The organism is Alkalibacillus silvisoli (assembly GCF_039521975.1).
In the GTDB taxonomy this organism is placed as follows: Bacteria; Bacillota; Bacilli; order Bacillales; family Alkalibacillaceae; genus Alkalibacillus; species Alkalibacillus silvisoli.
In genome coordinates, this window is the sequence record NZ_BAAACZ010000029.1 from 38,240 (window position 1) to 63,717 (window position 25,478).

The following is a 25,478-nucleotide window of genomic DNA, read 5'->3' on the forward strand; positions in this document are numbered from 1 at the left end:
AATATTGGGTTATGGTAGTAAGCAATTTTTACATGGACATAAACAATTAGACCATCTGATTCATAGGGGTGAAGGCTCGAAAGTTCATAATCAATTCATTCATACACCACCAATCAAACAACAACGGCTTAATCAATTAATTGAAATGCACGTTAAATCAAACGTCATAAAAGGTCTTAAAATTCCTACCCATATAAATAAACGAAAAACGATTCTCAACCAAATACGTACACAACAGCCATTTGAAGAGAGCTTAGTTTTCAATGAGATCGAAAATCAAGAAGTGTCGAATTTAAATATTTTATTAATCGACGTTTCAAACTCGATGAAAAAACCTCACTATATTCATGCCATCAATAAGATGATTCAACGTCCTTATGATCTTATTTTATTACATCGTGAACAATTGTTTGAACTAAAGGTAAGCCAGTTAACTAAAGATCACTTCATAGGTGGGACCTCATTCTTAAAGCCGATCAAGATGTTGTACAATTCAGTTCACTCAATACAAGCACAAGTAAAAGTTGACCATATAAGTGATGGGTTTATACATGGAGTTGAACTAAGTGGGCTTGTTGAGTTACTTAGTCAAATAAAGAATGATTATGAATTAAAGTTAGTAAGTGTTAACAATGAATCTCTAACCGTAAAAACAGTATTAGAAAATAATGACATAAAATGCACGCCTTTAGCTCACAATATGAAAGAGTGAAAGGAGTGTATAGGTCGATGAGAATGATTAAATTCAGTATGATTGTTTTAATGATTATATCTGTTATTCACGTAAGTACTCCTCATGAACGAACTCATGCAGCTTCTGTCGATATATATGTTGTACAACCAGGTGATTCATTGTGGGAAATATCAAAAGCTTATCAAATTGGACTTAGTGAAATAATAGAAGCTAACCCACAGCTAAATAATCCTGACTTAATTTATCCTGGTGATGAAATAACTGTACCATTAAAAACTGAGGTTAAAGCAATTGAGGAAGAAGTTGTTCGAATTACTAATCAATATAGACAAGAGCACGGTTTGCAACCATTGCAGCACGATTGGCAATTATCTCGTGTGGCAAGATATAAATCTCAGGATATGAGAGATCATAATTATTTCTCGCATCAATCACCAAACTATGGTTCACCATCGAATATGATTGATCAGTTTAATGTGTCTTATAGAAGAACAGCAGAAAACATTGCAGCCGGACAGAGAACTGCTAATGCAGTTGTTGAATCTTGGATGAATAGTGCAGGGCATAGACAAAATATATTAGATCCTAACATGACACATATTGGCGTTGGATTCATAGAAGGTGGTCAATATTCAAATTATTGGACACAAATGTTTATTCAGAGATAAAATACCATTATTTCTTCTATATTTTAGTTCTTCATCCAATTAATAACTTAGTGTGTCGAAGTGATGCGATTTTTCCCGAAAATTTGATGTAATATGATTGCGTTTTCATAAACTACTTGGTAAAATGCAATAGCGTCAATGAAATATTAATAACTTTTATGGGGTAGGGGGACTAAGGAAATGGATATCATATTAGGCCTGTTAGCCATTGCATCAGTTATTGGACTAGCTATGTTAATGTCTAGCAACCGCAATAAGATTCCTTTCAAAGGTATCGGAATCATGTTAGTGCTTCAAGCATTAATTACTTGGTTCATGTTCAACACTGAAATCGGTCGCATTATTATTGAATGGATTGCAGATGTGTTTGAAAAATTAATAGAGTTTGGACGTGAAGGTGTAGAATTCGTTGTTGGCGGTATTGCGATGACGGACCCAGATGATCCAAACGTCTTCTTTTTTGATGTATTGTTAATCATTATTTTCTTTGCAACAATTCTTTCAGTATTAACTTACTTGAAAGTGCTTCCACTTATTATTAAATATGTAGGTGGTGCTTTATCCAAGGTTACTGGATTACCAAAGATTGAATCATTCACAGCAGTAAATAGTATGTTCTTTGGTCAGTCTGAGGCATTAATCGCGATTAAGTCACAGTTCCACCGTATTACGGAGAACCGTTTATACATTGTTTCAGCATCAGCAATGGGGTCAGTATCAGCATCAATTATCGGTGCTTATATGACAATGATTCCACCAGAATATGTACTAGTGGCAATTCCACTTAATATGTTCAGTGCATTAATTGTTGCATCAATTATTGCACCACCAGATGTATCTGGTGAAGATGATGAAGTTGATGTTAATGATGTTAGTGACTCTAAGAGTATCTTCGAGGCGATGGCAAATGGTGCGATGGATGGCGGTAAGATCGCTCTAATCGTAGCAACAATGTTAATTGCGTTCTTAGCAGCTCTAGAACTTGTGAATTATGTTGTAGGTGCAGTAATCCCTGGTGCATCATTAGAACTAGGTCTAGGTTACCTATTGTTACCATTAACATTCCTAATGGGTATTAGCCCAGGAGAAATGCTTGATGCAGGTAGTTTAATGGGTCTTAAAGTTGTAACGAACGAATTCGTAGCAATGCTACAGTTCATTGAAATGCAAGACCAATTCTCTGAGAAAACAGTTGGTATTGTATCTGTATTCTTAACAAGCTTTGCGAACTTCGGTTCAATTGGTATTATTGCAGGTACAGTTGCTGGTATGGATACAGAAAAAGGTAAGACAGTTTCACGCTTTGGTATGAAACTTCTAGTCGGTGCTACTCTAGCATCTATCCTATCTGCAACAATCGCTGGTTTATTCCTATAAAATAAAAATCCCGTTTTCAGTAATTAAGCTGAAAACGGGATTTTTTAATTCGCCTAATTGTGTTGGAATCAGGCGAAAATCTAATTATTCAGGCGAACGCTTAATTATATGGGCGTTCGCCTAATTAAATCTTTGTAGACTTTATGACATAAATTAGCCTAATTATTAAAATAACCGCACCAGTTGCTAAGCCAATAATAAGGCCCATCCAGTAACCAAACGGGCCTAGCGTTGTTAAATTAGCTATCGCAATTCCGGATGGTAAACCGATAATCCAAAAAGAAATAAAGGCAATGACTAACGTAATATTAACATCCTTATAGCCACGTAACGCCCCTTGTATAGGTGTTCCAAATCCATCTGATAGTTGGAAAAAGACTGCAAAAATTAAAAACTGTTGCATTAAGACAATAACCTCAGGATTATTACTATATAATTGGGCTACTTCTTCTCGTAAAATAAATATTAACACACCACTTACCGTGGCTAAAACTAATCCAGAACTAATCCCGATAAAGCTATACATTCGTGCATCTATTAATCGTTTTCCACCTACTTCAAAGCCAACAGATATAGTTAATGCCATAGCAATCGCTAATGGTAGCATATAGAAGATGGAAGCAAAATTCATGGCTGCTTGGTGGGCTGCGATCGTGATTGTATCGTAAGCGCTAATAAATAATGTAACAGCAGCAAATATACTCGTTTCAAAAAAGATCGTGAACCCAATTGGAATACCAATCTTCAGTTGTTCAATCCAGGCAGAGATGGATGGACGAACAAAATTTGAAAACACTTGATATGCTCTGAATGGCTGTACTTTGTGGACAATCATAACTGAAAGGATCGATGAAATCATATAAGTAATAGCAGATGCCACTCCAGCACCAATCCCACCTAGTTGAGGTGCACCGAAGTTTCCGAATATAAACATGTAATTAAAGAATGCATTTAACGGTAGTGCAAATAGTATAATGAGCATGGATGTTTTTGTTTGACCAAGTGCATCAATAAATGAACGCATTAAATTGAAAGAAAATAAAAATACCATCCCTAAACCTAGCGCAGTTAAATAATACTTAGCAACATGCTGTACTTCAGGTTCAATCGATAATAAATTTAAAATCGAATCTAGGAAAAGATAGCCTAAAATAAGCATAACTAAAGAAATCGCAATAGCTAAATAAAGTCCTTGTTTAACAGCAAAAGGTATTTTAGCACGTTCGTTGGCGCCTGATAATTGAGCAACAATAGGTGATATAGCGAGTAAAATCCCATTAATACCCGTTAACACTGGAATCCATAAAGAAGATCCAATCGCAACACCAGCTAAATCCTCAGCAGAAACTTGGCCAGCCATGACAGTGTCGAATACGTTCATTAGATATATTCCGACTTGTGTAATTAAGATCGGTATTAGAATTTTAATAAAAAGTGTAATTTTTTCGAAGGTGGAGTGTGTTTCGTACATTTTTTAACTCCTTCCTATATTATGACGCGTCAATGTTTGCTAATATGTCATTATAGCTTAGTTTGCTTGATCTGAATAGAAAGGAAGTATTATAAAATGAGTCAAAGTACAATTGTATTTACAGGCGGAGGTACAGCAGGACACGTTGTTGTTAATTTGGCCTTAATACCAGAATTTATTAATGAAGGTTATGAAGTTCATTATATTGGTTCATATGAAGGGATTGAACGGGAATTAGTCGAGGGTATAGATGGTGTTACTTATCATGGAATTGCAACAGGTAAATTAAGACGCTATATGTCTTTAGAAAATATGAAAGACCCGTTTCGTATCCTTAAAGGTGTCATGCAAGCGCGCAACATTATTAAAAAGTTAAAACCTAAAATCGTTTTCTCAAAAGGTGGGTTCGTTTCTGTACCTGTAATAATGGCTTCACGTATGGCAGGGGTTCCATCTATTATTCATGAGTCTGATTACACACCTGGTTTAGCGAATAAAATTGCCACGAATTTTGCTAAATATATTTTAACAACATTCCCTGAAACAAATGAACACCTGCCACATAAGAAAGCAATTAACATAGGTGCGATTGTACGTGATGAATTGTTTGATGGTGATTTAACTAGAGCAGAGCAGTTTACTGGTTTTACTAAAGACAAACCAACACTACTCGTTATGGGGGGAAGTGCAGGTGCTAAAAGCATTAATGAAGCCGTACGAGAAGCGTTGCCGGATTTATTAGCTAAATATCAGATTATTCACTTATGTGGTAAAGGTAAATTGGATGAGTCCGTTAAGCAAACAGGATACATTCAATTTGAATATGTAACCGATGAATTAAAAGATTTATTAGCTCTTTCAGACGTTGTTGCCTCACGATCTGGATCGAATTCAATATTTGAATTTCTTGCTTTAAAGAAGCCTATGCTATTAATCCCATTATCTAGACAAGTGAGTCGAGGTGACCAGATTCTAAATGCTGAATCGTTTAAAAAACGCAGCTATGCTCAAGTTTTAGAAGATGAGGAAGTAACGAGTGAATCTTTTGTGAAATCAGTAAATGAGCTTTATAATAATCGCGATCAATATAAACAGAACATGGAAACTTACCAGCCATTAAAAACAAAAGATGATGTTATTAAGTTGATTAAAAAGACAATGAAGTAATTAATTGGAAAAGGTGCGACCTAATAAAGGGTGGCACCTTTGTTTTTCGGAAAATATTGGAGCGATTTAGTATGATCTTGCTATTTTAACACCCTAACTAACTATTATAGAAATATTTGTACAAATACAGCGATAAATCAACCTATTTCAAAATTGATAGAAAATTGTCGAAGCAATATAATGAAACATGGCTTGAATAAGTGGGAGGTACGTTGCCTACTAAATAGGTTTAATTAAGGGAGAGTTAAATAATGAAAAAATGGTTAGTATTTATAGTCATGTCTGCCATGCTTGTATTAGCAGCATGTGGAGATGATGATGGTACACTAGATGAAATTGTGTTAGCTGATGCAGATTGGAATAGCATCAAAGTACATAATGCGATCATGCAAAACATTATGGAGCATGGTTATGGCTTTGAAACGGACACATTAGGAGGCTCTACTGCTAATACAGTACAGGGCTTAAGAGATGGAGATATTAATGTTTATTCAGAGGTTTGGACAGATAATATCCGTGAAGTATATGAAGAAGCTATAGAATTAGAAGAAATAATTGAAGTATCCGTTAACTTTGATGACAATGACCAAGGTTTATATGTACCGACTTATGTTATTGAAGGTGATGAAGAACGTGGTATTGATCCACTAGCACCTGAATTAGAAACGGTTCAAGACTTAAAAGATTATCCAGAAGTATTCCAAGACCCAGAAGATAGTGAAATGGGACAAATTATTAATGGGCCTTCTGGTTGGGCAGTGAATGAAACAATTGTAGAAAAGGCTGAATATTACGGTTTAAATGAAATGTTTAACATTATGTCACCTGGCTCTGATTCAGCAGCAGTATCATCATTAGCCTCAGCCTATGAAGATGGTGAGCCATGGGTTGGTTACTATTGGTCTCCTACATGGGTGACAGCATCTTATGACTTAACGTTATTAGAGGATGAACCATATGATGAGGAGACTTGGCAAGAAACACGTGGTACTGAATTTCCACCAAATGATGTAACAGTAGCTGTTCATGAAGATTTCCCTGAACAGGCACCAGATGTATATGAGTTTCTAAATAACTATGAAACGTCTACTGCGCTTACAGAAGAAGCATTAGTTTACATTTTAGATAATGATGCTGAACCTGAAGAAGCAGCGGTCTGGTGGATGGAAGAACACGAAGATCTTTGGACAGAATGGGTTCCAGAAGATGTGGCTGAGAGTGTAAAAGCAGAGTTAGACATTTAACTCAAGGACTAAAAAGGTAGTTAGCCACTATCCATATGGTGGTTGACTACTTTTTTATTTGTTGGCTTTGTTAATAGATTTAACAATTTAATTCATATTTGGGGTGAAACATATGCAAGATTTTCCTGATATATCGATACCATTAGGGGATGTTGCTGATTATATTGTAACGTTTTTAGATAATAATTTAGGTCCATTCTTTGATTTTATATTTTGGTTAACATCAAATACGATTTCTATTTTTGATGATTTTTTAAACTTTTTGCCTTGGTGGCTTATATTAGTTGTTATATTTTTGATTGGATTCTATTTTCAAAATTGGAAGTCGGGCTTATTATTTAGTACGTTTATCTTTTTAGTTGGTAGCTTTGGTTTTTGGGAAGAGTTAATGATTACAGTGGCAATTGTCATTACAGCTGTTGTTATATGTATATTAATCGGTATTCCTATCGGTATTTTCATGGCGTTGAACAAACCCTTCTCTGTATTTATGCGTCCAATTCTAGATGCAATGCAGACGATGCCAAGCTTCATTTACTTAATTCCAGTCATCTTCTTCTTTGCACTAGGTAATGTGCCAGCAGTATTTGCAACGATTATTTACGCTGTACCTCCCGTTATTCGTTTGACTGAACTTGCAATTCGTAATGTCGACAATGAAGTTGTAGAATCAGCAGAATCATTCGGGTCATCAAAGAAACAAATCTTAATGAAAGTTCAGTTACCTCAAGCAATACCAACTATTATGGCAGGTATTAACCAAACGACGATGATGGCATTAGCGATGGTTGTAATTGCTTCTATGGTTGGAGCTGGTGGTTTAGGTGAGCAAGTATTAATTGCAATTAACCGACTTGATATTGCATTAGGGTTTGAAGCGGGCATTAGTATTGTATTTTTAGCCATTATTATTGACCGTGTAACGGCTGGGATTGGTGATCGATTCCAAAGAGATAAGGGGGATCATTAATGACTGTTAAAATGAAACTACAAAATGTATCTAAAATATTTGGTCCAAAACCTAAAGCTGCGATCCCTATGGTTGAACAAGGTATGTCTAAAGAAGATATACTAGCGGAAACTGGTAATACGGTTGGGGTTTACAATGCTACGCTTGATATTAATGAAGGTGAACTGTTTGTTATTATGGGGCTCTCTGGTAGTGGTAAGTCGACTTTAATTCGCTGCTTAAATTTATTAAACAAGCCAACGACGGGTTCGATTGAAGTTGATGGAGAAGATATTGTGAAGTTTAAAGGTGAAGAGTTAAAGCAGTATCGACAGAAGAAGATCGCAATGGTTTTTCAGCACTTTGGTCTGTTTAGTCACAGAACAGTATTAGGAAATGTTGAATATGGGTTAGAAATTCGTGGTGTCCCAGTTGAGGAGCGTCGTCAGATAGCTAGAGAAAATTTAGAAAATGTGGGGCTAAAAGGTTGGGAAGATAAATATCCAGATGAACTTTCTGGTGGTATGCAACAACGAGTTGGACTAGCACGTGCCCTAGCAAATGATCCTGACATATTACTAATGGATGAGCCATTTAGTGCACTTGACCCACTCATTCGTCGTGAAATGCAATTAGAATTATTAGACCTTCAAGAGCGTTTACAGAAGACCATTATTTTCATTACGCATGATATCAATGAAGCATTTAAGATTGGTGACTGTGTAGCAGTCATGAAAGATGGTCAAGTTGTTCAAACTGGAACACCAGAGAATATTTTAGAAAAACCGGCAAATGATTATATAGCAGAGTTCATTAAAGACATTGACCGTTCTAAGGTTATTCAAGCCGATCATGTCATGATGAAGCCTAATGCGATTGTATCGTTAAAAGATGGCTTGAATGTTGCAGTACGCGAAATGGAGTCGAATGGCTTATCAAGTGTGTTTGTTACAGATCGTAGTCGTCAGTTACAAGGGATTGTGACGATTGATGATGCGATTCAAGGAATTAAAGACAAACGCTCGCTCGAAGATGTCATGACTAAACAAATCGAAACAGTCACAAAAGAAGCTTACTTAGATGAAATTATTCCAAAAGCAGTCGAAACGAAATATCCAATCGCCGTTGTCAATGAAGAACAACGTCTAGAAGGGATCATTTTGCGTGTTCATGTATTATCTAGTTTAATTGCTGATGAAGATTAGGATAAAAAAGATCGCCATTTTTGGCGATCTTTTTTATGTGCGAGCGCTGATAAAATAACGCGAGCGCTGATAAAATAAAGTGAACGTTGAAAAAAACACAGAGCACTAATCAAATCCTGCTAACGCCTTAATTACTGAACAGTACCAAAGCGTTTAATTTCTAAGTCAATTTGATAATCCACTTCGACCGTTGGAAATAAATCTCTCCATTGTTTTTTTGTTAACTCCTCGTCTCTAGTCCTGTTATCGTATTCCACACCAAAACCGAATACATCTGTATTCATTTCTTTTGATTTTTTAACGACTTCTTTTAAATTACTTTCTAACTTCTTTTCAACAGCTTCTTGAATAAGTTTTATAGCTTCTGGGTTATCCAAATTTATACGTTGTGATAATTCAATAACACGTGCGTCCATTGATATTTCAACCATGAAATTTATAGCATCTTTGTCTTTTAAATCAATGGTGGTATCGCTAGTAATTTGATCGATCGTTAAAAACATTTGCTCTTCTTCTTGTTCTCTATTTGCATGTTCGGATATAAAACCTTCAAATTGTTCAAGACCTAACGCGAGTTCAACTCTCCCAGAGTCAAAGCGGTCAGTTAATAAGCGAACGTAAAACGCTTCTTCCATCGTATATTCACCAACAAGCACATCATCTTGTAAAGCACCGATCCCATTTACCCTAACTTTATTATCTTCTTCTGATAAGATCGGAACGACAGGGTCTTTCCCGACTTGAAAATAAGATCGCATAAATTCATGGAATGTACTACTCACGATTCTTTCATCTCTAACAGCAGTTTCAATTAGTCGTTGTAAGTAGATCCCTATATTAGGCGCTTCCTCGTAATTAGAGGCTGATAATAAATTTCTCGTTGGTTCATCTGATAATGCAACGTATAACATAACAGAAACAGCCGTATTTCGTTCAATGGAATCGAGATATGGGAATATACCATTTTCAGACATATTTGGTCCGAATATAACATTTTGAAGCTGGCCGTTGACAATTTTATACCCTGATTGTTTATTAGCATTGTCTCTAATACCATCAAATGTATTACCTGTACTATGAATGATCTGAGATGCATCTGTAATATCTGGATTAAACTGATATAACACAGTTGTCCCATCAATTTGATCAGCTGAGTCACTGTAATCAAACCCGTAGACCGTTACAATACCTAACTCTTCAATTATACGTTCATCTACACATGATGATAGTAATGTCATTGTTATAAGACAGATTAGAATCCCTGTAAATTTAATTTTTCGCATTGTCTTTTTTCTTTCCTTTCTTCCGCTTATAAATAGCAAAAGGAACCATTAACACAGGAAATAGAAAGCCAAAGTACACCCCAACTTCACCAACAAAACCAGTCAGGTCATTGATTTCATGACGACTGTCAAAATGATATTGACATATGAAGGCTATTAAACAAACTAAATAAAGATAATACTTTTGCTTCCACCCGAAAACACGCTTAGCCCCAATACTAACCATCCAGGCTAATAGAATTAAATTAGGTAAAATAATAATCATCCATAAAGCAACCGCGATTAAATCAAATCGTTGAAACATAGGAAATGAGATCACTTTAATCAAGGATAAAACAGGCCAAATGTTTTCTTCTAATTGTCCTTTACTATAAAACCCAATTGTTACCATTGTGATGATTAAAATCATTAAAATAGTAAAGACCATAGCAAGCTGACTGTAACGGTGAACTTTAGGCTTATCATGTATAAAAGGATATAAGAACCAAAGCAATTCAAAACCAAGGAGTGAGTAAGATGTAGTTAAAACCCCTGCTAGAATAGCACTTGGCTCTGTTGTAAACATAGGTAAATAACTATCGACTTGAACATATGTTATAGGTTCATATAATAACCACATCATCCAAATCGTACCGAAAAAGAAAATAATGCTAGTACCGACTACAGCCCGAACTCCACCAGTTACCGCATACAAAACGAGAATAAGTAAGATTGCTGCAATAAACCAAGAAGACATTTGTGGAAAGATAAAGACTTGTACAATTTCAATATAATTTAGTAGAACGCTAAAAAACGAAAAAAAGAAATATACTAAAAAAACAAAAGTTATGATCTTCCCAATTAACTTACCAAAAGTAGTCGTTAAAACACCGTGTAAATCATGATCACCATAAGAATTCAAAACGAAAACAAGACAAGCAATGACGATGTGTAAACCTATGGCAGCAATAATAATCGAAATCCAGCTATCTTGCCCAGCTTCCATAAAGACAAGCCTAGGAAACCCGGCAATACCAACCCCGATTTGTACCGTATGAAGGACGATACATAAGTAAACGGCCTTTATTTTCTTGTCTAATGGTATTTGCAGTTGTGATTGCATAATAGCACCTATTCTTCATCAATATCATTGTTTTTAGGTTTTTTTGGTTTAGGGAAACGTTGAACTTGTTTAGGGTTATTAGAATAAGCTCGTTTATTACTGTGTAAGAACGGTAAGCGAATAATTGAATTATCAATGTCTCTTGGTTGAAATGGATAAAATGGTACAAAGTATGGTCTGTTTAAAGAACGCTGTTTAATTAGATGAATTGCTATAAAGGCAAAGCTAGCTACGATTCCAATAAAGCCCCATAAACCAGCAAAGATGATCAGTGGAAAGCGAATAATACGAATTGCAGACCCCATTAAGTAACTAGGGGCAGTGAATGATGCTAATGCACTTAAAGCAACGATAATAATTAGAATGTTACTCGTAAATCCGGCTTGTACAACAGCTTGTCCAACTACGATTCCTCCAACAATACCCATTGTCTGACCGACCTTAGTCGGCAACCTAGCCCCAGCCTCACGAATGAGTTCTATAAGAAATTCTAATATAAGAGCTTCAAGCAAGGGGGGAAATGGAACTCTTGTTCTTGAGTGTCCGAGTGAAACGAGTAAGGCATCAGGTATGATCTCATAATGATAAGTTAGTGCCGCTACATAAGTTGGTGTTAATGTTATAGATAAAACCATAGCGATGATACGTAACATACGTGTGAATGAACCCATGTTCCATCTTGTATATAAGTCTTCAGTTGTTTCGAAAAAACTAAAGAATGATACTGGTGCTATAACTCCAGATGGGCTTTTATCAACTAATATGCCTAATTTTCCTTCTTTCAGTGAATAGCAGAATCGATCTGGCAATTCTGTTGAGAGAAATTGAGGGAAGATCGAATAGGAATTGTCCTCTATAAATTGGGTTAATACAGAGGCCTCCATGGCATCGTCGATTTTTAACGATTCAAGCCGGTCTTTTAATTCTTGTACATTATCTTCATTGGCTACGTCTTCTAAATAAACAATTCGTACTTCAGTAGGAACGGTATCGCCGACAACGAACTTCTCAACTTTAAGTGAGCTTGTATCCATTCGCTTATGAATAATGTTTAAGTTTGTATCAAGCGATTCAGTAAATGCGATTTGTGGGCCGAAAATAAGTGATTCAGTTTCTGCTCGTTCTGGGTCTCGCTTTTCTACTCGAGGAATCATAAAGGTGAGACAGCTCTTCTCACCTTCAACGTAAACGCAAGCGCCACCTTCTAGTAAATCATCCCCTATCGATTTAATATCGCTTCTTTCTTGGGCCCCTGAAATAGGAACTTTGTTTTTAATTGATGGGTTGTCCCATTGTGGTGTCTGTTGTATTTTGTCTACAACTTGGTCGTATAAATTATCACTGTTTACTAAATAATCAATGAAAATAACGATGCATTTTTTCCCGTCTTTATTAAGCGTTTTAGATGATAAGTCGGGTGATGAGTTAAAATATTGTTCTTTTAAATCGCTCTCTAGTTGATTTAATTTACATGGAAAGTAGCTTGATTTTTTAAATCGGCGTTTCATAGATGACTCCTTCACAAACGTTTGAACATAGTATGCGATTGTTTGGTGAAAATATGTAAATACTAAGAGAAACTTTGGAAGGGGAAAGAGGCGAGAACAATGAGTATGCAGCTAATTGAAGTTTATATCCCAAAGCATAAGTATGAAGATGTCAAGCCGGCTTTAGATGAATTTTCACAAGAGAGCGTCTGGAAAGAATATGAGATTAATAATCGCGTCTTAATGCGTATGATTGTTGCAGAAGATGAAGTAGAAGAAGTGTTAGATTATTTAGAGGCTATATCGAGTATGTCAGAAGGGTTTGAGACGATTCTATTTCCTGTTCATACTTATTTTTCTAGAGAGACGATTGAAGAAAGGGAGAAAGATGAAAAAAAAGAAGAGAAGGACCAAAAAGATAAAGGAAAACTACTAAGAGCGAGTAGACAGGAGTTAACCCATATGATCGAAAAGAAAAGTAAGCTGACGATGAATTATACGTTACTTATTATTTTTTCAGCGATTGTCGCTGCAGGTGGTTTTGTTAATGATAGTGAAGCGGTTGTTATTGGAGCTATGGCGATTGCACCATTAATTGGACCGGCTATTTCAGTATCGTTTGCAGCTGTCTTAGGAGACCTTAGAAGGCTATGGCAAGCATTGGCAACTTTATTAATGGGATTTGTCATAATCATAGGCATTGCGAGTTCATTTGGTTATTTCTTTGAAGAAGGGACTCAAACGACACAATATACATCAAGGACAGCTGTATCTATAGCAGATATATTTATTGCACTCGCTTCAGGTGCAGCTGGAGCCTTAGCATTATTAAATAGAGTTTCAAGCGGAATGGTTGGGGTTATGGTAGCAGTGGCGTTACTTCCTCCAACTGTGACTTTTGGGATTTCAATTGGACAAGCGCTCTGGGTCGATACATATTGGTCATTTTTACTAATTACAACAAATGTGACATGTATCTTTTTAAGTGGTATTATCATCTTTTTTGTGAGTGGGATTAGACCTGTTAAGTGGATGGAAGAGGTGACGATCAATGTCTCTAGAATCTTGTCATTTATTATTGTTGGCTTATTGTTTATTACACTTTTAGTCGTATTATTTTTAAGTATGTAATAAGGTTGTAATTCTATTGTTATTAAAGTCTAACAAGGCCTTTGGTATAATACTCATGGTAAGGTCTTACGAGAAGTGATATGATATAACAAATAATGTTAGACCTTATGGGTTGGATGAGGGGAAATAGGGATGACTGATGAGCATAAACGTCTTGAGACCGAAGATGAGACGGACCTTTACGAAGAACTTGATGAAGATGAGATAAAAGAGTTATTAAATGCTGAAAAAGAACGGCTTCGTCATAAAAGAATGCAAGAACAGCAGGAGTCGAAACGCCCTTTCCCGAAATGGATGTTTTGGCTAATTGCTGCTTTTTTATTTTTTAATATTACTGCTACTTTACCGGCTATGTTTTCAATACCGGCAATTGATTTCTTAAGAACATCGGCACAATTAATGGTAGATGAAGATGTGCAAAGTTACCGAGAGTCAATTGTAACGATCGATACAGGTGTAGGGCGAGGTACGGGGTTCTCGATTTCTGAGGATGGTTATGTGATCACGAATGAACATGTCATTGATGAACGTGAAAGATTATGGGTCTACTTTAATAATGATGGTCCTTATGGTGCTACAGTTGAAGAAAGCTACCCTGAAATAGATTTAGCTTTATTGAAATTAGATGGCAGTGACTTTCCTAAGTTAGCATTAGCTGAAGAGACAAGCTATAGAACAGGTGAGCCGTTTTATTTTATTGGTAGTCCGCTTGGGTTTAGTGGCATTGCTAATCAAGGTACGGTTATTGGAGAAGGTTCTGCTTTAAATATTGATTCTAATGTATTAGTGCTTGATGCACCTATATATAGCGGCAATAGTGGTAGTCCTGTCATCAACCAAGATGGAGAAGTCATTGCCATCATTTACGCAACAAGAAATGATGATGAGCATGGACGTGTCGGATTAGCGGTTCCAATTGACGCTTTTTATGAATATATGGAATTTAATTAAACGGACAAATATTACAATTTGATTACGAAAAATATAATTAGTTGGGGGTGATGAGGGGTGTTACAACGTCTGAAACATGAGCAAGACGTTCCCCTCGAGGAGCAGGTGCGCGCTGTTCAAGATGGGGATGAAGATGCCCGTCATTATCTGTTATCGAGCTATCAACCTTTCATAGCGACTTCTGTTTCTAAGGTTTGTAAACGATATATTGATACCGAGAGAGATGATGAATTTAGTGTAGGGTTAATGGCATTTAATGAGGCGATTGATTCTTATTCAGAAGAGAAAGGTAGTTCATTTTTAACCTTTGCACGACTAGTCATTACACGTAAGGTTATTGATTATATAAGAAAAGAATCTGCCTATATTACAACGGTCCCGCTTGATCAATCAGATGATGAAGATGAGCAGTCAACAGAGAATTGGAGGCTATCACAAGTATCAAAAGATGCCTTTGAACAAGATCAAGCGACTTGGTATCGACAAATGGAGATTGAAGAATACAACCGTAAGTTAAAAGAGTTTAAATTGTCTTTTTCTGAATTAGTATCAATCTCCCCTAAGCACCAAGATGCTAAAGAGTCTGCTAAAGAGGTTGCCAGGTTTGTTTATGAGAATGAAGAGTTTAGAGAGTATGTCTTAGCAAAAAAGCGATTACCAATTAAGAAAATTGAACCGTATGTTAATGTGAGTAAAAAGACAATCGAACGGAATCGAAAGTATATTCTCGCTGTCTTTGTTTTACTCGTTGAAGACTTTATTTATCTAAAAGAATATGTCCAGGGGGTGAGTTAGTGCATAAGGGCATTGTCATTGAACGAAAGAAAAGATACCATATTATGTTGACATCAGATGGGTCATTTTATAAAGCTCAACTAGAAAATGATCCTTACATTGGTGAGGAAGTTGTTTTTACACCAGTGGAACAAACATCTCGAGTGTTATCTTTTCTTAATATATTGCAAGCTCGAAATAGGTGGAAGGCTCTAGTAACTGTTGTGTTGTCTTTGGCGTTAATCGCCCCACTTTACTTTTGGATGAACAGTAGCCAGACGTATGCCTATGCTTATGTTAATTTTGATATAAACCCGAGCATTGAGTTTGTAATAGATGAATCCTATGATGTCATAAGTGCTGAGGCATTAAATAATAATGGAAGTGAATTGTTGGAAGATTTAGATTCATTTGAAGGACGATCACTTGAAGCGGTATCATCAAATGTGATCAATTTAAGTCGTGACTTAGGTTATTTAGAGGATGATCACCATATTTTACTTGGTGTTAGTTATGTCGAACATCTATTACAAGATGAAGAGCCATTATTATATTCATTATCTAGCCAATTATTAAGTGAGTTTGATGAAGACATAAATATTGCATCCTTTGAAGTACCCGAAGACTTAAGAGAAGAAGCAACTAAAAAAAACACGTCAATGAATCTCATGTATGCAACAGAAGTACTATATGGTGAAGAGGATGAAGGCGAAAAAACTGAACAAGTCGTTCATCAACGCGTGGACGATGATGAAAGTATTCATAAAACCAACCAAGATGAAAGAATCGAAGGGGTATTAGCAAGGTTTTTAGATCGTACTAACCGGGATGAGTTACCACCTGACTTACAGAAAAAGATAGATGAAGATCGTTTAACAGAGCTCATTGAAGAATTAGAAGGGCAAGATTCTGGTGACATAAAGGGTAATAGAGAGGGAGATTCCGATTCCTCGAATAATCGTGAACAAGAATCTAGTGAACATAAAAACGATCAAAATGAACATAACCAAAGTCAAAGGAATCATGACCAGGGAAATAATCAAGGTCAAGGGAATAATAACGGAAACAGTGGAAATGAAAATAGCGATAGCGATAATAATAATAGCCAAAGCAACAATAATGGCAATGGCGATCAAAACGAAGAAAAGTCTGATGATGATCATCCAGTTTTCGGAGAAGATGGTCCACCAGGCAAACGTTCAGGTGAGGAGCATCCTGGGAATGGTGGGAACGGTAACGGGAAAACTCCTCCAGGTAAAGATTCAGACTTTGTACCACCAGGACAAGATGATGACTTCGTACCCCCAGGACAACGAAATAAAACAATTAAGTAAGGTTATGAGGCTGTAGGTGAATCTACAGTCTTTTTTGATTTTAATTTTGGCTTTGTTAAGTGATGAATAAGAGATGTTGTATAGTGATGAGTGAAGGTGCAGTTCTGGGGAGGCAGTGCGATTTGGTTGAATTATTTTATAAGCGTTCGGGTGGATTTATCAGCGCTCGAGAGAATTTATCAGCGCTCGCGGAAATTTATCAGCGCTTAGGAATTTTTACTATCTCAAATTTCTCTTTTGTTATGATGCTTAACGCTTAAAGAAATTAATAGTATAATATTAACAATATATCTAGAGGAGAATCTGATGAAACTCATTAAAGAAATAATCCACTCCTTAACCAATACACGTCTTAAAAAACTAATCATTGTATTAGCTATTATTTTAATTTGCGTTGGGATTTATTTATATAACGTTTTGTTTAATCATCCAATGGTTGAGTATGCTGAAGTGGAGAGACAAACAATTGAACAGTTACAAGAATATATTACGCCTCATCAAGAAGATGAAATGAAACTAAGTGAAGCTTTAGCGAATAGCCCTTCTGAAACGGAATTTATTACAAAAGGTAATATACAATCAGATGAAAACCGCTTAAGTACGATTAGAAGTTTGTTATTATCGACTGAGGTTAACGGGGTTAGAACAATAGCACCACAGCAGAATGAAGTGGCTTATCAATATGACATAGAAGCAATGGGGGTCCATTTGCTAGAAGGATTACTGTATCAGAATGAATCTTTTATAGCATTACAAGCTGATTGGCTCTTACCAAATTCTTATGGCATTAAAAATCAAGTTGATATGCCTTTTTTGAATGCGGTTCCTTTAAATGTGCCAAAGTTGTATGAACCAGCAAACCATTGGACCGTTAATGAAATGATGAGTCGTGAAACAATTGAGTATGGTTTAATGTTTGTTCGGTATATTAGTCAGTTAAATTACCAGTTGGAACAAGGAGTTAATGGTGATTCAGAGCGAAATAAGTTAACGATAGAGCTTGGTGAACAAGAGGCGAATGACTTTTTAGAAGAGCTATTAGAACAAATTGTGGAAGATGATGGTTTGAGTCAAGATCTATTAACTGAAATAAGTCATATGACATTTTCTAATAAAGTGCATTATCAAGTTGGATTTACTTCTGAATGGGTGGAAAAGCGTGAGTTGAAAGGAAATGTTGATTACAAAGGACGACAATTTGATGTTGAGTTATTGATCGAGACAGACCTTAAAGATGATGATTTTGAAACGATGATTAATGTTTTAATTGATGAAGTGAATCATGAAAAGCTACTTGACCTTCAGTATTTGGCTCAAGGTGAAGAAGTTCAAAATGGGTTTCATGTTGATCATGCCCTATTTATTCAAGATGATATAGCTTCAGCCCAAGCTTATGAAGCCATTAGATTAGACTGGGCAACTAATTATACAAAGGGCAGAAAACAAACCGATTTTGAATTATTTGTAGCTGATGATATGATTCAAGAGCCTCTTCAAGGAAAAGTGACGAATGAATATCATTATGAAGGTGAAACGGGCAACCATCATACTTATGTTAATTTAATCCTTAATCGTGATGATTTAGATTGGTATGACTTTCCGGTAGATGGATTGGAATTCTCAGTTGAAAGAGATGTTGAATTGGCGGATGAGGTTAATATTACAAAAATCGATGAAGAAACGGTTACTTGGTTAGATGAGGACATTTTTGAAGAAATAGTCCCACTTATTGAACAAATTGAGTCAAGGTTTTCTAGCCAGTTAGATGATGTGTTGGGTGATTTGTGGCCGTTTTAAATGAAGGGAGCGGGGGGAAATGATTTTTCACTATAGTTTATTTGAATTCAAGCGTGTCTTAAAGTCGCCTGCTCTTTTATTATTTGTTATAAGTTTACCGGTAGCGTTCGTTTTCATAGTTGGCATGTTAGTATTACAAGCGGCCCAATCAGAGTTGGACGAGGTTGAGTTAGTCGTTATTGATGAGGACCAAACGTTTGAAACAGAAACATTAATTCAGCAGTTAGAAGGAGATGAAACCTTAGAAGAACATGTTGAATTTATACGAGTCGATGGTGAGGTTGAGGCATTTACTGATGAATCTAACATTGCAGCGATTATTCGTGTGCCAGAAGGATTTACTTCACAATTAAGAAGTGGAATTAATGAGCCGATTGATGTTTATTTAAATGAAGGACAACCTTTCGCCTCGCAATTAGGCTATTTGTTATTACAGAGTGGTCAAGATTATATTACTGCAGCCCAAAGTGGTGTTAATACAGTTAACTATTTTATTGGTTCACAATTAGAAGGCGATGAACGGAGTGACTTTGTCCAGCAGATGACCGTTCATTTTACTTTATTATCGTTAGGAAGAAACAGTCTATTTGATGAGCAACATTTAACTGAAATCAACGCACTGTCTTGGCTAGAGCAAGCTTATGTCGCTGTTATTTCACTTTTATATGTATTAACGTTATTATTTTATAACTTTTTATTTAAACCGAAAACATGGAGTAGCATTAATGAAAGGTTATCGTTAATTCGTTTAACGAGTTGGAAGAGGGCTTTAGGCCAATCATTACATTTAATAACTTTTAGCCTTATTTATTTAATGCTTTTTGGTGTATTAGTGCCATCGATATGGTTCGAGTTTAGCTTTGGCATTATGTTAGTGCAGTGGTCTTTAGTCGCTATAGTATTTATTTTCCTTTATGTCGTATTAGATTATCTTTTAAAAGTTCCAGCTTTCTCATTGACTGTTTTTAGTCTTTTTAGTGCATTGTTTTTGTTAAGTAGTGGATTAATGTTGCCGGCTGCTTTCTTGCCGGAATGGTTACAAATTGAATGGCTTCAATCTGTTAGTGAGGCTTTTTATCATATATTTAATGAAGGTAACGCGCCATTATATGAATGGGGTATGATTGTTCTAATGGCTTTAGTATTGTTGGTGTTATTACGGCTTGCTACTAGAAGGGGAGAAACATCATCATGACATTGTGGAAATCTATGTTATTTAAAAAATCAACGTTGCTTATGTTTTTGTTAATGCCTCTTTTAGTCTTTTTTGTCGTGGTACCATTATTTGATCAAACGGTTGAAGACTTACAAGTAGCTGTTCATGTTGTCGATCCTTATGAACAAACAGCAGTTCATGAATTAATCGAAAAAATGGACAACCCTGAGCCATTTAATGTTCAGCTACAAGATGAATTAGACTTACAATCCTTAGCGCGGGGTGAGGTTGAGGCGATTTTCGTTGTTGAAGATCAATTAGCAAAGAAGGTTCAAGATGGTGATGTTGCTGAGCTTTTTACTTGGTATCGGTATGATAATAGCTTGGTTGACGGGTTGTTTAAAGAATATATGGCTTCAACATTAATGGAAGATATTGTTCGTAAAGAAGCAGCCAACCTTGTCGTAGATGAGATGCATACAGTCGATTGGCAAGAAGTGTATGATTATAGCTCGCGGTATTTTGAACCAGAACCACTCTTTCAAATGAATTATGAGTCTTACCGAGAGAGCACTAATCATTCTGAAGGAAGTGAAGCGCTTTATCCACTACTATTAATTTGGGGTTATATATGGCTGTTAATGATTTATTTAACTTCTTTTATAGAACATTGGCGTGACAAACAATTAATTGAACGGCTGTCAATTTATCGCTATGGTCAAGTTAAACTTTATGGCTCATGGTTTATTATAACCACGGTGTCTGTCAGTTTATTAATCACGATCATCGTTATGTTTAGTTCTTGGTTTAATCCAGAATCGCTCGGGCTAACTAATTTACCTAAGCTTGTGATCATATCATTTGTTTCAGCTTTATTGCTGTTAATGTTAAGTATTTTATTGCGAAGTAGACAGGCTTTCTTAGCTGTGACTTTATCTTATTTAATTGTAGCAGTTGCTTTATTTATGTTAGTGGATTGGCAAATACTTGAATCTAACTGGTGGAGTGGGTTGTTTATCCCATTTTGGTTAGGTTAAAGGGAGAGTATTTAATGCTGGAATTACAGAATATTAATTATGTCAAAAAGAATAAAGAAATATTAAACAAAATAACGGCTGGAGTCGAGCGTGGGGAGAGTATTTGTTTATTCGGGCCTAATGGTGCGGGTAAATCGACTTTGTTAAAAATAATGGCGAGTTTAATAAAACCGACATCTGGAAAATGTGAAATATCTCTTTCTACTCCTAAAACGGTTGGTTATATACCGCAACAAATAGCCCTTTTTCCGAACATGTCGGTAAAGGATCATCTAAAGTATTATCAAAAGTTAACCAAACAAAAAGATCAAGCCTTTATTAATGAAATGTCGAGTGCATTAGATTTAAACAGTATAATGAATAAGAAAGTTGAAGAATTAAGTGGTGGCATGGCCAGAAAGTTAAACCTTGCAGTTGGTGTGATTCATCGACCAGAGATGATTTTCTTAGATGAAGCTTTTGTCGGTGTTGACCTAGCTTTTAAACACGATATGTTAACTTGGTTGAATAAGCTTAATAATCAAGGTGTTACGATCGTTTTCGTAAGTCATGATTGGCATGTTATATATAATTTAGCCAAAACGATGTGGGTTTTACAAGATGGCAAGTTAATGGATCAATTTTTAATAAAGGATATTTCAAAGAGAGAAATGGATTATCAATCTGAAGATAGTGCTTTAAAAAAGATGTTTGCGCTTAGAAAGTTTGATTATGAAAAAAATGGCAATTAACTTTACGCTAGATCAAGCATATAAATCAAGTTCTCCTTCCATACTAAAAGTAGATTAAGGAGGAAAGGAGGCTTTATATATGCGCTTTTGGGTATTACCGTTGACGGTTGTTTTATTTCTAACAATGGCGGCTTGTCAACCTAATGATACGAATATGATGGGTGACAACCAAACAGGTCAACAAGGAGACGGTACACAACAAGGTCAAGGTCAAGGCCAGGGTCAAGGACAAGGCCAATTTGATGGTCAGATGAACGTAACAGATCGTCAAGGCCAAGCAGATCGTCAAGGCGATCAAATGGGGACTGGCACACCAAATCGTCAAGGTGACCGTATGGGAACTGGTACAACTGATCAAAACAGAAATCAAGATGGAATGATGCGTTTTGATGTTGCGGAAGAAGCAGCTGATGATGTAACAGACCAGATTGATGAAGTAAGTCAGGCATATGTTATGACTGGTGATAATAATGCATATGTAGCAGTTGTACTTCATAATGATAATAATGACGATGCTACTAATGATTTAAGTGATGAAGTAAAAGAAGAGGTTTCTGATGTTGTTAAGTCTACAAAACAAGACTTAAATAATGTTTATGTATCTGCAAACCCGGACTTCTTTAATATGGTTAACGATTATACTGAACGTGTAAACGAAGGGGACCCAATCGAAGGATTCTTCGAAGAATTCAATGCGATGTTAGGTCGTATTTTCCCTAACTTAGAACGTTAATTTAAAGATATAAAGGTGGGGCCTTAAGTTGGCTCCATCTTTTTTAATTCATATAGAAGAAGGGGTGTAACAGTGTTAAAGTATTATGATGCTTTGTTTGATGCTTCTAAGTATTTAAATTTGTCCCCTAAACCATTTAACATAAAACACGTTACAAATGAAGAAATAAAAATGTTACAAGTAAAAGGTTACCGCAAACGATTAACACCTCAAACTACAAGCCCACCACCTTCGTCCTATATAGCAGAATTATACGATTTAGTGGACCGAACAATATATGTTAATGATCAAAATACCAACGAACTTAATTTGGTTATATTAGCACATGCAATCGGACACTCAGATTTTCTTTGGCATAACAATTATTTAAATGAACAGTTAGATCAGTTTAGTAAATCCTTATATAAATACCGCCAAGCATTAAAGAAAACGATAGAATTAGTAGGCCGTAATCAAGTTAACGGCTTTTTAACAGAAATAATGAAACTCTTTAACATCATTTATGTGAGTAGAAGTGATATTGACTGGTTAATGGGCTATTTGGCGTTATCGCATTGGCAATATCAACTTATCGAGCTTGCTACAGCGGAAGTGAAACTGTTTGAGTCGATTCAGAAAACAAAATTAATGAACGAAGGCTGGGCTACTTTTCATCAAATTCCATTATTAAAACAAGCCAATTTATTTAATTTGGGCGTTGCTGTTAGTGAGGTAGAAATGTATCTGACTTATCCGTATGGTTTAAACCTATATCAATTAGGCCAGTCATTGTGGATGAACGTCAACAAAGCCAGCCTAAGGCGCGTTATGAAACCATATCAAGATTATCAGTTTATAAAGGATTATTATAGTAAAGAAGTACACACACAAGAACAAATTTCATACATAAGCAAGTATAATCAGATCAATGATGGTTATTTAACAGTGAAGGAGAACTTAATCGAGGCAGCTAGATATGGCGGGAAAATTGTAATTAAGGTAGATCACCCCATTACCGAATCATCAGGCTATTTAACTTTACGATATGAGAATTCTAATGTGAATAAACACGATTTGAACCGCCTAAAGCATCAGTTTAAGCAACTATTTAATATTGTCGTCTATATTAAGCCGAAAAATAGCTTTAATTAGACCAAATGACATATTTCATATAAGAGAAAAGGACTAAATTCGTTTGTTTGAAAAGTGCGTACCAAGACTATTGTATGGTGCATTAAGTTCGAAATTTTATGTAAATTTATGTAGATATAGCGTTGTTTTTTGTCGATACCTGTGCTAATCTAATATTAATATTACATAGATTTAAGAAAATTCTCTAAATAGGGAATTCTTGTTGGGCTTAAGGGGGATTAGCATTGGGAAAAGACAAACAATCAAAGCTAAAATTACCGAAAATTAAAAACGGTAAGAAGAAAAGAGAACATAGACCAAAGAATAAAAAAAGCAAATTGTTAAGCATGTCAATTGGTAAGAAATACGGTTTTGTCTTTATTATAACTTTACTGTTATTTTCAATTGCTTCAGGCTTAGTGTTTGTTCAAGCATACCTATCAGATCAAACAATAAACGAGCAAGTTGAGTTAAGTGAAGAAGCGATTACAGTAGGTGAAATGGCTTCTGTCTTTAATAGTAAGGATATTGCAATAGGTGATTATGTTTTACTTAAAACAAATAATTACATAACGGAATATCGAGAACAAAATGAACAGTTTATTGAATTGGCATCTGAAGTCCGGTCTGGCTTAACTGAAGAGCAAGCGGCTGTGTTAGATGACGTTTTAGAAAGAAATGAAGAAATCACCCATATTGTTAATGATGACATAGTTTCTGCAATAGGTAACCGTGATGAACAAGATGCACTTAGCTCTCGTGCAGTAGTTACAAGTATAAGAGGTGAGGCGATTGATTCACTTCAAGAACTTCGTGGTATGGTTGTAGAGGAATTTAATGCTTCTGCAGTTGATACTCGTAATGCCATGCTTCAAATACAAGCATTCTTAATAGGCGGCCTAATTGCATCAGCTGTTATTGCAATTATATTCTTAACGATCATAAGCCGAAATGTTAATAAGAGTATTAATTCTGTTGTGAAGGTTGCAGACCAAATTTCTGAAGGTGACCTAACTGTAGATGATATCCCGTACAATGGACAAGATGAAGTTGGTCGTTTAGCTCAATCGATGAATGCAATGAAAGCTAACCTAAAGAATATTATTGGAAGTGTATCAAATGCTTCAGAGTCCGTTACAAGTCAAGGTAACTTAGTTAATCAAGCCGCTAAAGAAGTTAGTGAAGGTAGTGAACAGATTGCTTCAACTATGCAAGAGTTATCATCAGGGTCTGAAACGCAAGCGCAAAGTGCATCTTCCATATCTGAAATGATGGAGCAACTACTTAGTAAATTGCAATACTCTTATGAAAGTGGCGACAATGTTTCTCAATCTTCAGAGGAAGTGCTGTCAATGGCTAATGAAGGTCGTGACATGATGGCGCAGTCAGTTACACAAATGCAACAAATTCATTCATTAGTTGAAGATTCTGTACAGAAAGTAAAAGGACTAGACCATCAATCAAATGAAATTTCAAAGCTTGTACAGGTGATCGAGGATATTGCCGAACAAACTAATTTATTAGCTTTAAATGCAGCTATAGAAGCGGCAAGAGCAGGTGAACATGGAAAAGGATTTGCTGTTGTAGCAGATGAAGTTCGTAAGTTAGCTGAGCAGGTGAGCCATTCAGTTGGTGACATCACAGGAATTGTTAACTCGATTCAAAACGAGTCAAAAGAAGTAACCCAATCTTTAGAATCTGGTTATGCAGGGGTTGAAGAAGGGTCTCAGCAAATTAAAAACACACAACAGACATTTATCCAAATTAATGAATCGATTAGTGATGTTGTTAGTAAAATCCAAGAAATCACTTCTAATCTAAAAGATGTGATGAATGATAGTCAAGAAATGAACAAATCAGTAGAGGAAATTGCATCGATTTCTGAAGAGTCAGCTGCAGGTGTTGAAGAGACAGCGGCATCAGTTGAACAGGCAAACAGTTCAATGGAAGAGATCACAAGTGCAGCAGATGATTTAACAAAATTAGCCGAACAATTAAATGGGCAAGTTCAAAAGTTTAAGTTATAATATTAAAAAAGGGGCTGTATAAAGATACAGCCTCTTTTCTGATAAGTGGC

Annotated in this window: 23 protein-coding genes; 19 read left to right on the plus strand and 4 right to left on the minus strand. The window is 35.8% G+C overall.

Features of this window, described 5'->3' with window-relative positions; genetic code table 11:
- The first annotated feature begins 4 nt into the window (after nucleotides 1-4).
- The 3 genes from ABDZ63_RS14475 to ABDZ63_RS14485 all read left to right on the plus strand — a co-directional run bounded on the left by ABDZ63_RS14475 (nucleotide 5) and on the right by ABDZ63_RS14485 (nucleotide 2,739).
- Nucleotides 5-712, plus strand: a complete 708-nt coding sequence (locus tag ABDZ63_RS14475; RefSeq protein WP_343784705.1) for a hypothetical protein — start codon at nucleotides 5-7, stop codon at nucleotides 710-712.
- 17 nt (nucleotides 713-729) lie between these two features.
- Entirely contained in the window at nucleotides 730-1,362 is a 633-nt protein-coding gene (safA, locus tag ABDZ63_RS14480; RefSeq protein ID WP_343784707.1) for a SafA/ExsA family spore coat assembly protein, read from the plus strand.
- Nucleotides 1,363-1,542: 180 nt separating this feature from the next.
- Nucleotides 1,543-2,739 carry a NupC/NupG family nucleoside CNT transporter gene (locus ABDZ63_RS14485; protein WP_343784709.1) on the plus strand — a complete coding sequence of 399 codons (1,197 nt, stop codon included), beginning with the start codon at nucleotides 1,543-1,545 and terminating at the stop codon, nucleotides 2,737-2,739.
- Between the two features lie 124 nt (nucleotides 2,740-2,863).
- On the opposite strand, the gene ABDZ63_RS14490 is transcribed toward ABDZ63_RS14485, so the two are convergent.
- The gene (locus ABDZ63_RS14490) at nucleotides 2,864-4,210 is read right to left on the minus strand and encodes an MATE family efflux transporter (protein WP_343784711.1); all 1,347 of its coding nucleotides are present in this window, start codon (nucleotides 4,208-4,210) and stop codon (nucleotides 2,864-2,866) included.
- Nucleotides 4,211-4,306: 96 nt separating this feature from the next.
- On the opposite strand from ABDZ63_RS14490, the gene ABDZ63_RS14495 reads away from it, so the two are divergent.
- From ABDZ63_RS14495 to ABDZ63_RS14510, 4 genes are all read left to right on the plus strand, one after another.
- Complete coding sequence (locus ABDZ63_RS14495; protein ID WP_343784713.1) at nucleotides 4,307-5,377, plus strand: undecaprenyldiphospho-muramoylpentapeptide beta-N-acetylglucosaminyltransferase; 1,071 nt, start codon at nucleotides 4,307-4,309, stop codon at nucleotides 5,375-5,377.
- A gap of 251 nt (nucleotides 5,378-5,628) precedes the next feature.
- The gene (locus ABDZ63_RS14500; protein WP_343784716.1) at nucleotides 5,629-6,621 is read left to right on the plus strand and encodes a glycine betaine ABC transporter substrate-binding protein; all 993 of its coding nucleotides are present in this window, start codon (nucleotides 5,629-5,631) and stop codon (nucleotides 6,619-6,621) included.
- 112 nt (nucleotides 6,622-6,733) lie between these two features.
- On the plus strand, nucleotides 6,734-7,591 hold the full coding sequence (locus ABDZ63_RS14505) for an ABC transporter permease (RefSeq protein ID WP_343784719.1): 858 nt from the start codon (nucleotides 6,734-6,736) through the stop codon (nucleotides 7,589-7,591).
- Nucleotides 7,591-8,775 carry a quaternary amine ABC transporter ATP-binding protein gene (locus ABDZ63_RS14510; protein ID WP_343784721.1) on the plus strand — a complete coding sequence of 395 codons (1,185 nt, stop codon included), beginning with the start codon at nucleotides 7,591-7,593 and terminating at the stop codon, nucleotides 8,773-8,775. The genes ABDZ63_RS14505 and ABDZ63_RS14510 overlap by 1 nt, the downstream gene beginning before the upstream one ends.
- A gap of 131 nt (nucleotides 8,776-8,906) precedes the next feature.
- Here the strand turns inward: ABDZ63_RS14510 and ABDZ63_RS14515 are convergent, their stop codons facing one another.
- The 3 genes from ABDZ63_RS14515 to ABDZ63_RS14525 are packed head-to-tail and all read right to left on the minus strand — an operon-like array spanning nucleotide 8,907 to nucleotide 12,668.
- Nucleotides 8,907-10,058, minus strand: a complete 1,152-nt coding sequence (locus ABDZ63_RS14515; RefSeq protein ID WP_343784723.1) for a Ger(x)C family spore germination protein — start codon at nucleotides 10,056-10,058, stop codon at nucleotides 8,907-8,909.
- Nucleotides 10,045-11,160, minus strand: a complete 1,116-nt coding sequence (locus ABDZ63_RS14520) for a GerAB/ArcD/ProY family transporter (RefSeq protein ID WP_343784725.1) — start codon at nucleotides 11,158-11,160, stop codon at nucleotides 10,045-10,047. Before ABDZ63_RS14520 ends, ABDZ63_RS14515 begins: the two co-directional genes overlap by 14 nt.
- 8 nt (nucleotides 11,161-11,168) lie before the next feature.
- Nucleotides 11,169-12,668 carry a spore germination protein gene (locus tag ABDZ63_RS14525; RefSeq protein ID WP_343784727.1) on the minus strand — a complete coding sequence of 500 codons (1,500 nt, stop codon included), beginning with the start codon at nucleotides 12,666-12,668 and terminating at the stop codon, nucleotides 11,169-11,171.
- Nucleotides 12,669-12,767: 99 nt separating this feature from the next.
- Between ABDZ63_RS14525 and ABDZ63_RS14530 the strand changes: the two genes are divergently transcribed.
- The 12 genes from ABDZ63_RS14530 to ABDZ63_RS14585 all read left to right on the plus strand — a co-directional run bounded on the left by ABDZ63_RS14530 (nucleotide 12,768) and on the right by ABDZ63_RS14585 (nucleotide 25,428).
- Nucleotides 12,768-13,778 carry a TIGR00341 family protein gene (locus ABDZ63_RS14530; protein WP_343784729.1) on the plus strand — a complete coding sequence of 337 codons (1,011 nt, stop codon included), beginning with the start codon at nucleotides 12,768-12,770 and terminating at the stop codon, nucleotides 13,776-13,778.
- 132 nt (nucleotides 13,779-13,910) lie between these two features.
- On the plus strand, nucleotides 13,911-14,729 hold the full coding sequence (locus ABDZ63_RS14535) for a S1C family serine protease (protein ID WP_343784731.1): 819 nt from the start codon (nucleotides 13,911-13,913) through the stop codon (nucleotides 14,727-14,729).
- A 57-nt stretch (nucleotides 14,730-14,786) separates the two neighbouring features.
- Nucleotides 14,787-15,524, plus strand: a complete 738-nt coding sequence (gene sigI / locus ABDZ63_RS14540; RefSeq protein WP_343784733.1) for an RNA polymerase sigma-I factor — start codon at nucleotides 14,787-14,789, stop codon at nucleotides 15,522-15,524.
- The gene (locus tag ABDZ63_RS14545) at nucleotides 15,524-16,837 is read left to right on the plus strand and encodes an anti-sigma factor domain-containing protein (protein ID WP_343784735.1); all 1,314 of its coding nucleotides are present in this window, start codon (nucleotides 15,524-15,526) and stop codon (nucleotides 16,835-16,837) included. Before sigI ends, ABDZ63_RS14545 begins: the two co-directional genes overlap by 1 nt.
- 86 nt (nucleotides 16,838-16,923) lie before the next feature.
- A complete protein-coding gene (locus ABDZ63_RS14550; protein WP_343784737.1) occupies nucleotides 16,924-17,097 on the plus strand; it encodes a hypothetical protein in 174 nt (57 codons plus the stop codon).
- 46 nt (nucleotides 17,098-17,143) lie between these two features.
- Nucleotides 17,144-18,634, plus strand: coding sequence for a hypothetical protein (locus ABDZ63_RS14555; RefSeq protein WP_343784739.1), 1,491 nt, complete (start codon nucleotides 17,144-17,146; stop codon nucleotides 18,632-18,634).
- Nucleotides 18,635-18,653: 19 nt separating this feature from the next.
- Entirely contained in the window at nucleotides 18,654-19,829 is a 1,176-nt protein-coding gene (locus ABDZ63_RS14560) for an ABC transporter permease (RefSeq protein ID WP_343784741.1), read from the plus strand.
- Nucleotides 19,826-20,827, plus strand: a complete 1,002-nt coding sequence (locus ABDZ63_RS14565) for an ABC transporter permease (RefSeq protein ID WP_343784743.1) — start codon at nucleotides 19,826-19,828, stop codon at nucleotides 20,825-20,827. The genes ABDZ63_RS14560 and ABDZ63_RS14565 overlap by 4 nt, the downstream gene beginning before the upstream one ends.
- Before the next feature lie 14 nt (nucleotides 20,828-20,841).
- A complete protein-coding gene (locus tag ABDZ63_RS14570; RefSeq protein ID WP_343784745.1) occupies nucleotides 20,842-21,558 on the plus strand; it encodes an ABC transporter ATP-binding protein in 717 nt (238 codons plus the stop codon).
- 79 nt (nucleotides 21,559-21,637) lie between these two features.
- Nucleotides 21,638-22,291, plus strand: a complete 654-nt coding sequence (locus ABDZ63_RS14575) for a YhcN/YlaJ family sporulation lipoprotein (protein WP_343784747.1) — start codon at nucleotides 21,638-21,640, stop codon at nucleotides 22,289-22,291.
- Between the two features lie 72 nt (nucleotides 22,292-22,363).
- Nucleotides 22,364-23,422, plus strand: a complete 1,059-nt coding sequence (locus ABDZ63_RS14580; protein ID WP_343784749.1) for a SpoVR family protein — start codon at nucleotides 22,364-22,366, stop codon at nucleotides 23,420-23,422.
- 224 nt (nucleotides 23,423-23,646) lie between these two features.
- Nucleotides 23,647-25,428 carry a methyl-accepting chemotaxis protein gene (locus tag ABDZ63_RS14585; protein WP_343784751.1) on the plus strand — a complete coding sequence of 594 codons (1,782 nt, stop codon included), beginning with the start codon at nucleotides 23,647-23,649 and terminating at the stop codon, nucleotides 25,426-25,428.
- Nucleotides 25,429-25,478: the final 50 nt, after the last annotated feature.

Excerpts from the sequence above, each read along its gene's own strand:
- ABDZ63_RS14565 (WP_343784743.1), top strand. The coding sequence starts at position 19,826 with ATGACATTGTGGAAATCTATGTTATTTAAAAAATCAACGTTGCTTATG.
- ABDZ63_RS14525 (WP_343784727.1), bottom strand. The coding sequence starts at position 12,668 with ATGAAACGCCGATTTAAAAAATCAAGCTACTTTCCATGTAAATTAAAT.
- ABDZ63_RS14495 (WP_343784713.1), top strand. The coding sequence starts at position 4,307 with ATGAGTCAAAGTACAATTGTATTTACAGGCGGAGGTACAGCAGGACAC.
- ABDZ63_RS14535 (WP_343784731.1), top strand. The coding sequence starts at position 13,911 with ATGACTGATGAGCATAAACGTCTTGAGACCGAAGATGAGACGGACCTT.
- ABDZ63_RS14575 (WP_343784747.1), top strand. The coding sequence starts at position 21,638 with ATGCGCTTTTGGGTATTACCGTTGACGGTTGTTTTATTTCTAACAATG.
- ABDZ63_RS14485 (WP_343784709.1), top strand. The coding sequence starts at position 1,543 with ATGGATATCATATTAGGCCTGTTAGCCATTGCATCAGTTATTGGACTA.
- ABDZ63_RS14505 (WP_343784719.1), top strand. The coding sequence starts at position 6,734 with ATGCAAGATTTTCCTGATATATCGATACCATTAGGGGATGTTGCTGAT.
- ABDZ63_RS14550 (WP_343784737.1), top strand. The coding sequence starts at position 16,924 with ATGAGTGAAGGTGCAGTTCTGGGGAGGCAGTGCGATTTGGTTGAATTA.
- ABDZ63_RS14530 (WP_343784729.1), top strand. The coding sequence starts at position 12,768 with ATGAGTATGCAGCTAATTGAAGTTTATATCCCAAAGCATAAGTATGAA.
- ABDZ63_RS14520 (WP_343784725.1), bottom strand. The coding sequence starts at position 11,160 with ATGCAATCACAACTGCAAATACCATTAGACAAGAAAATAAAGGCCGTT.
- ABDZ63_RS14560 (WP_343784741.1), top strand. The coding sequence starts at position 18,654 with ATGATTTTTCACTATAGTTTATTTGAATTCAAGCGTGTCTTAAAGTCG.
- ABDZ63_RS14515 (WP_343784723.1), bottom strand. The coding sequence starts at position 10,058 with ATGCGAAAAATTAAATTTACAGGGATTCTAATCTGTCTTATAACAATG.
- safA (WP_343784707.1), top strand. The coding sequence starts at position 730 with ATGAGAATGATTAAATTCAGTATGATTGTTTTAATGATTATATCTGTT.
- ABDZ63_RS14500 (WP_343784716.1), top strand. The coding sequence starts at position 5,629 with ATGAAAAAATGGTTAGTATTTATAGTCATGTCTGCCATGCTTGTATTA.
- ABDZ63_RS14490 (WP_343784711.1), bottom strand. The coding sequence starts at position 4,210 with ATGTACGAAACACACTCCACCTTCGAAAAAATTACACTTTTTATTAAA.
- ABDZ63_RS14555 (WP_343784739.1), top strand. The coding sequence starts at position 17,144 with ATGAAACTCATTAAAGAAATAATCCACTCCTTAACCAATACACGTCTT.
- ABDZ63_RS14510 (WP_343784721.1), top strand. The coding sequence starts at position 7,591 with ATGACTGTTAAAATGAAACTACAAAATGTATCTAAAATATTTGGTCCA.
- ABDZ63_RS14570 (WP_343784745.1), top strand. The coding sequence starts at position 20,842 with ATGCTGGAATTACAGAATATTAATTATGTCAAAAAGAATAAAGAAATA.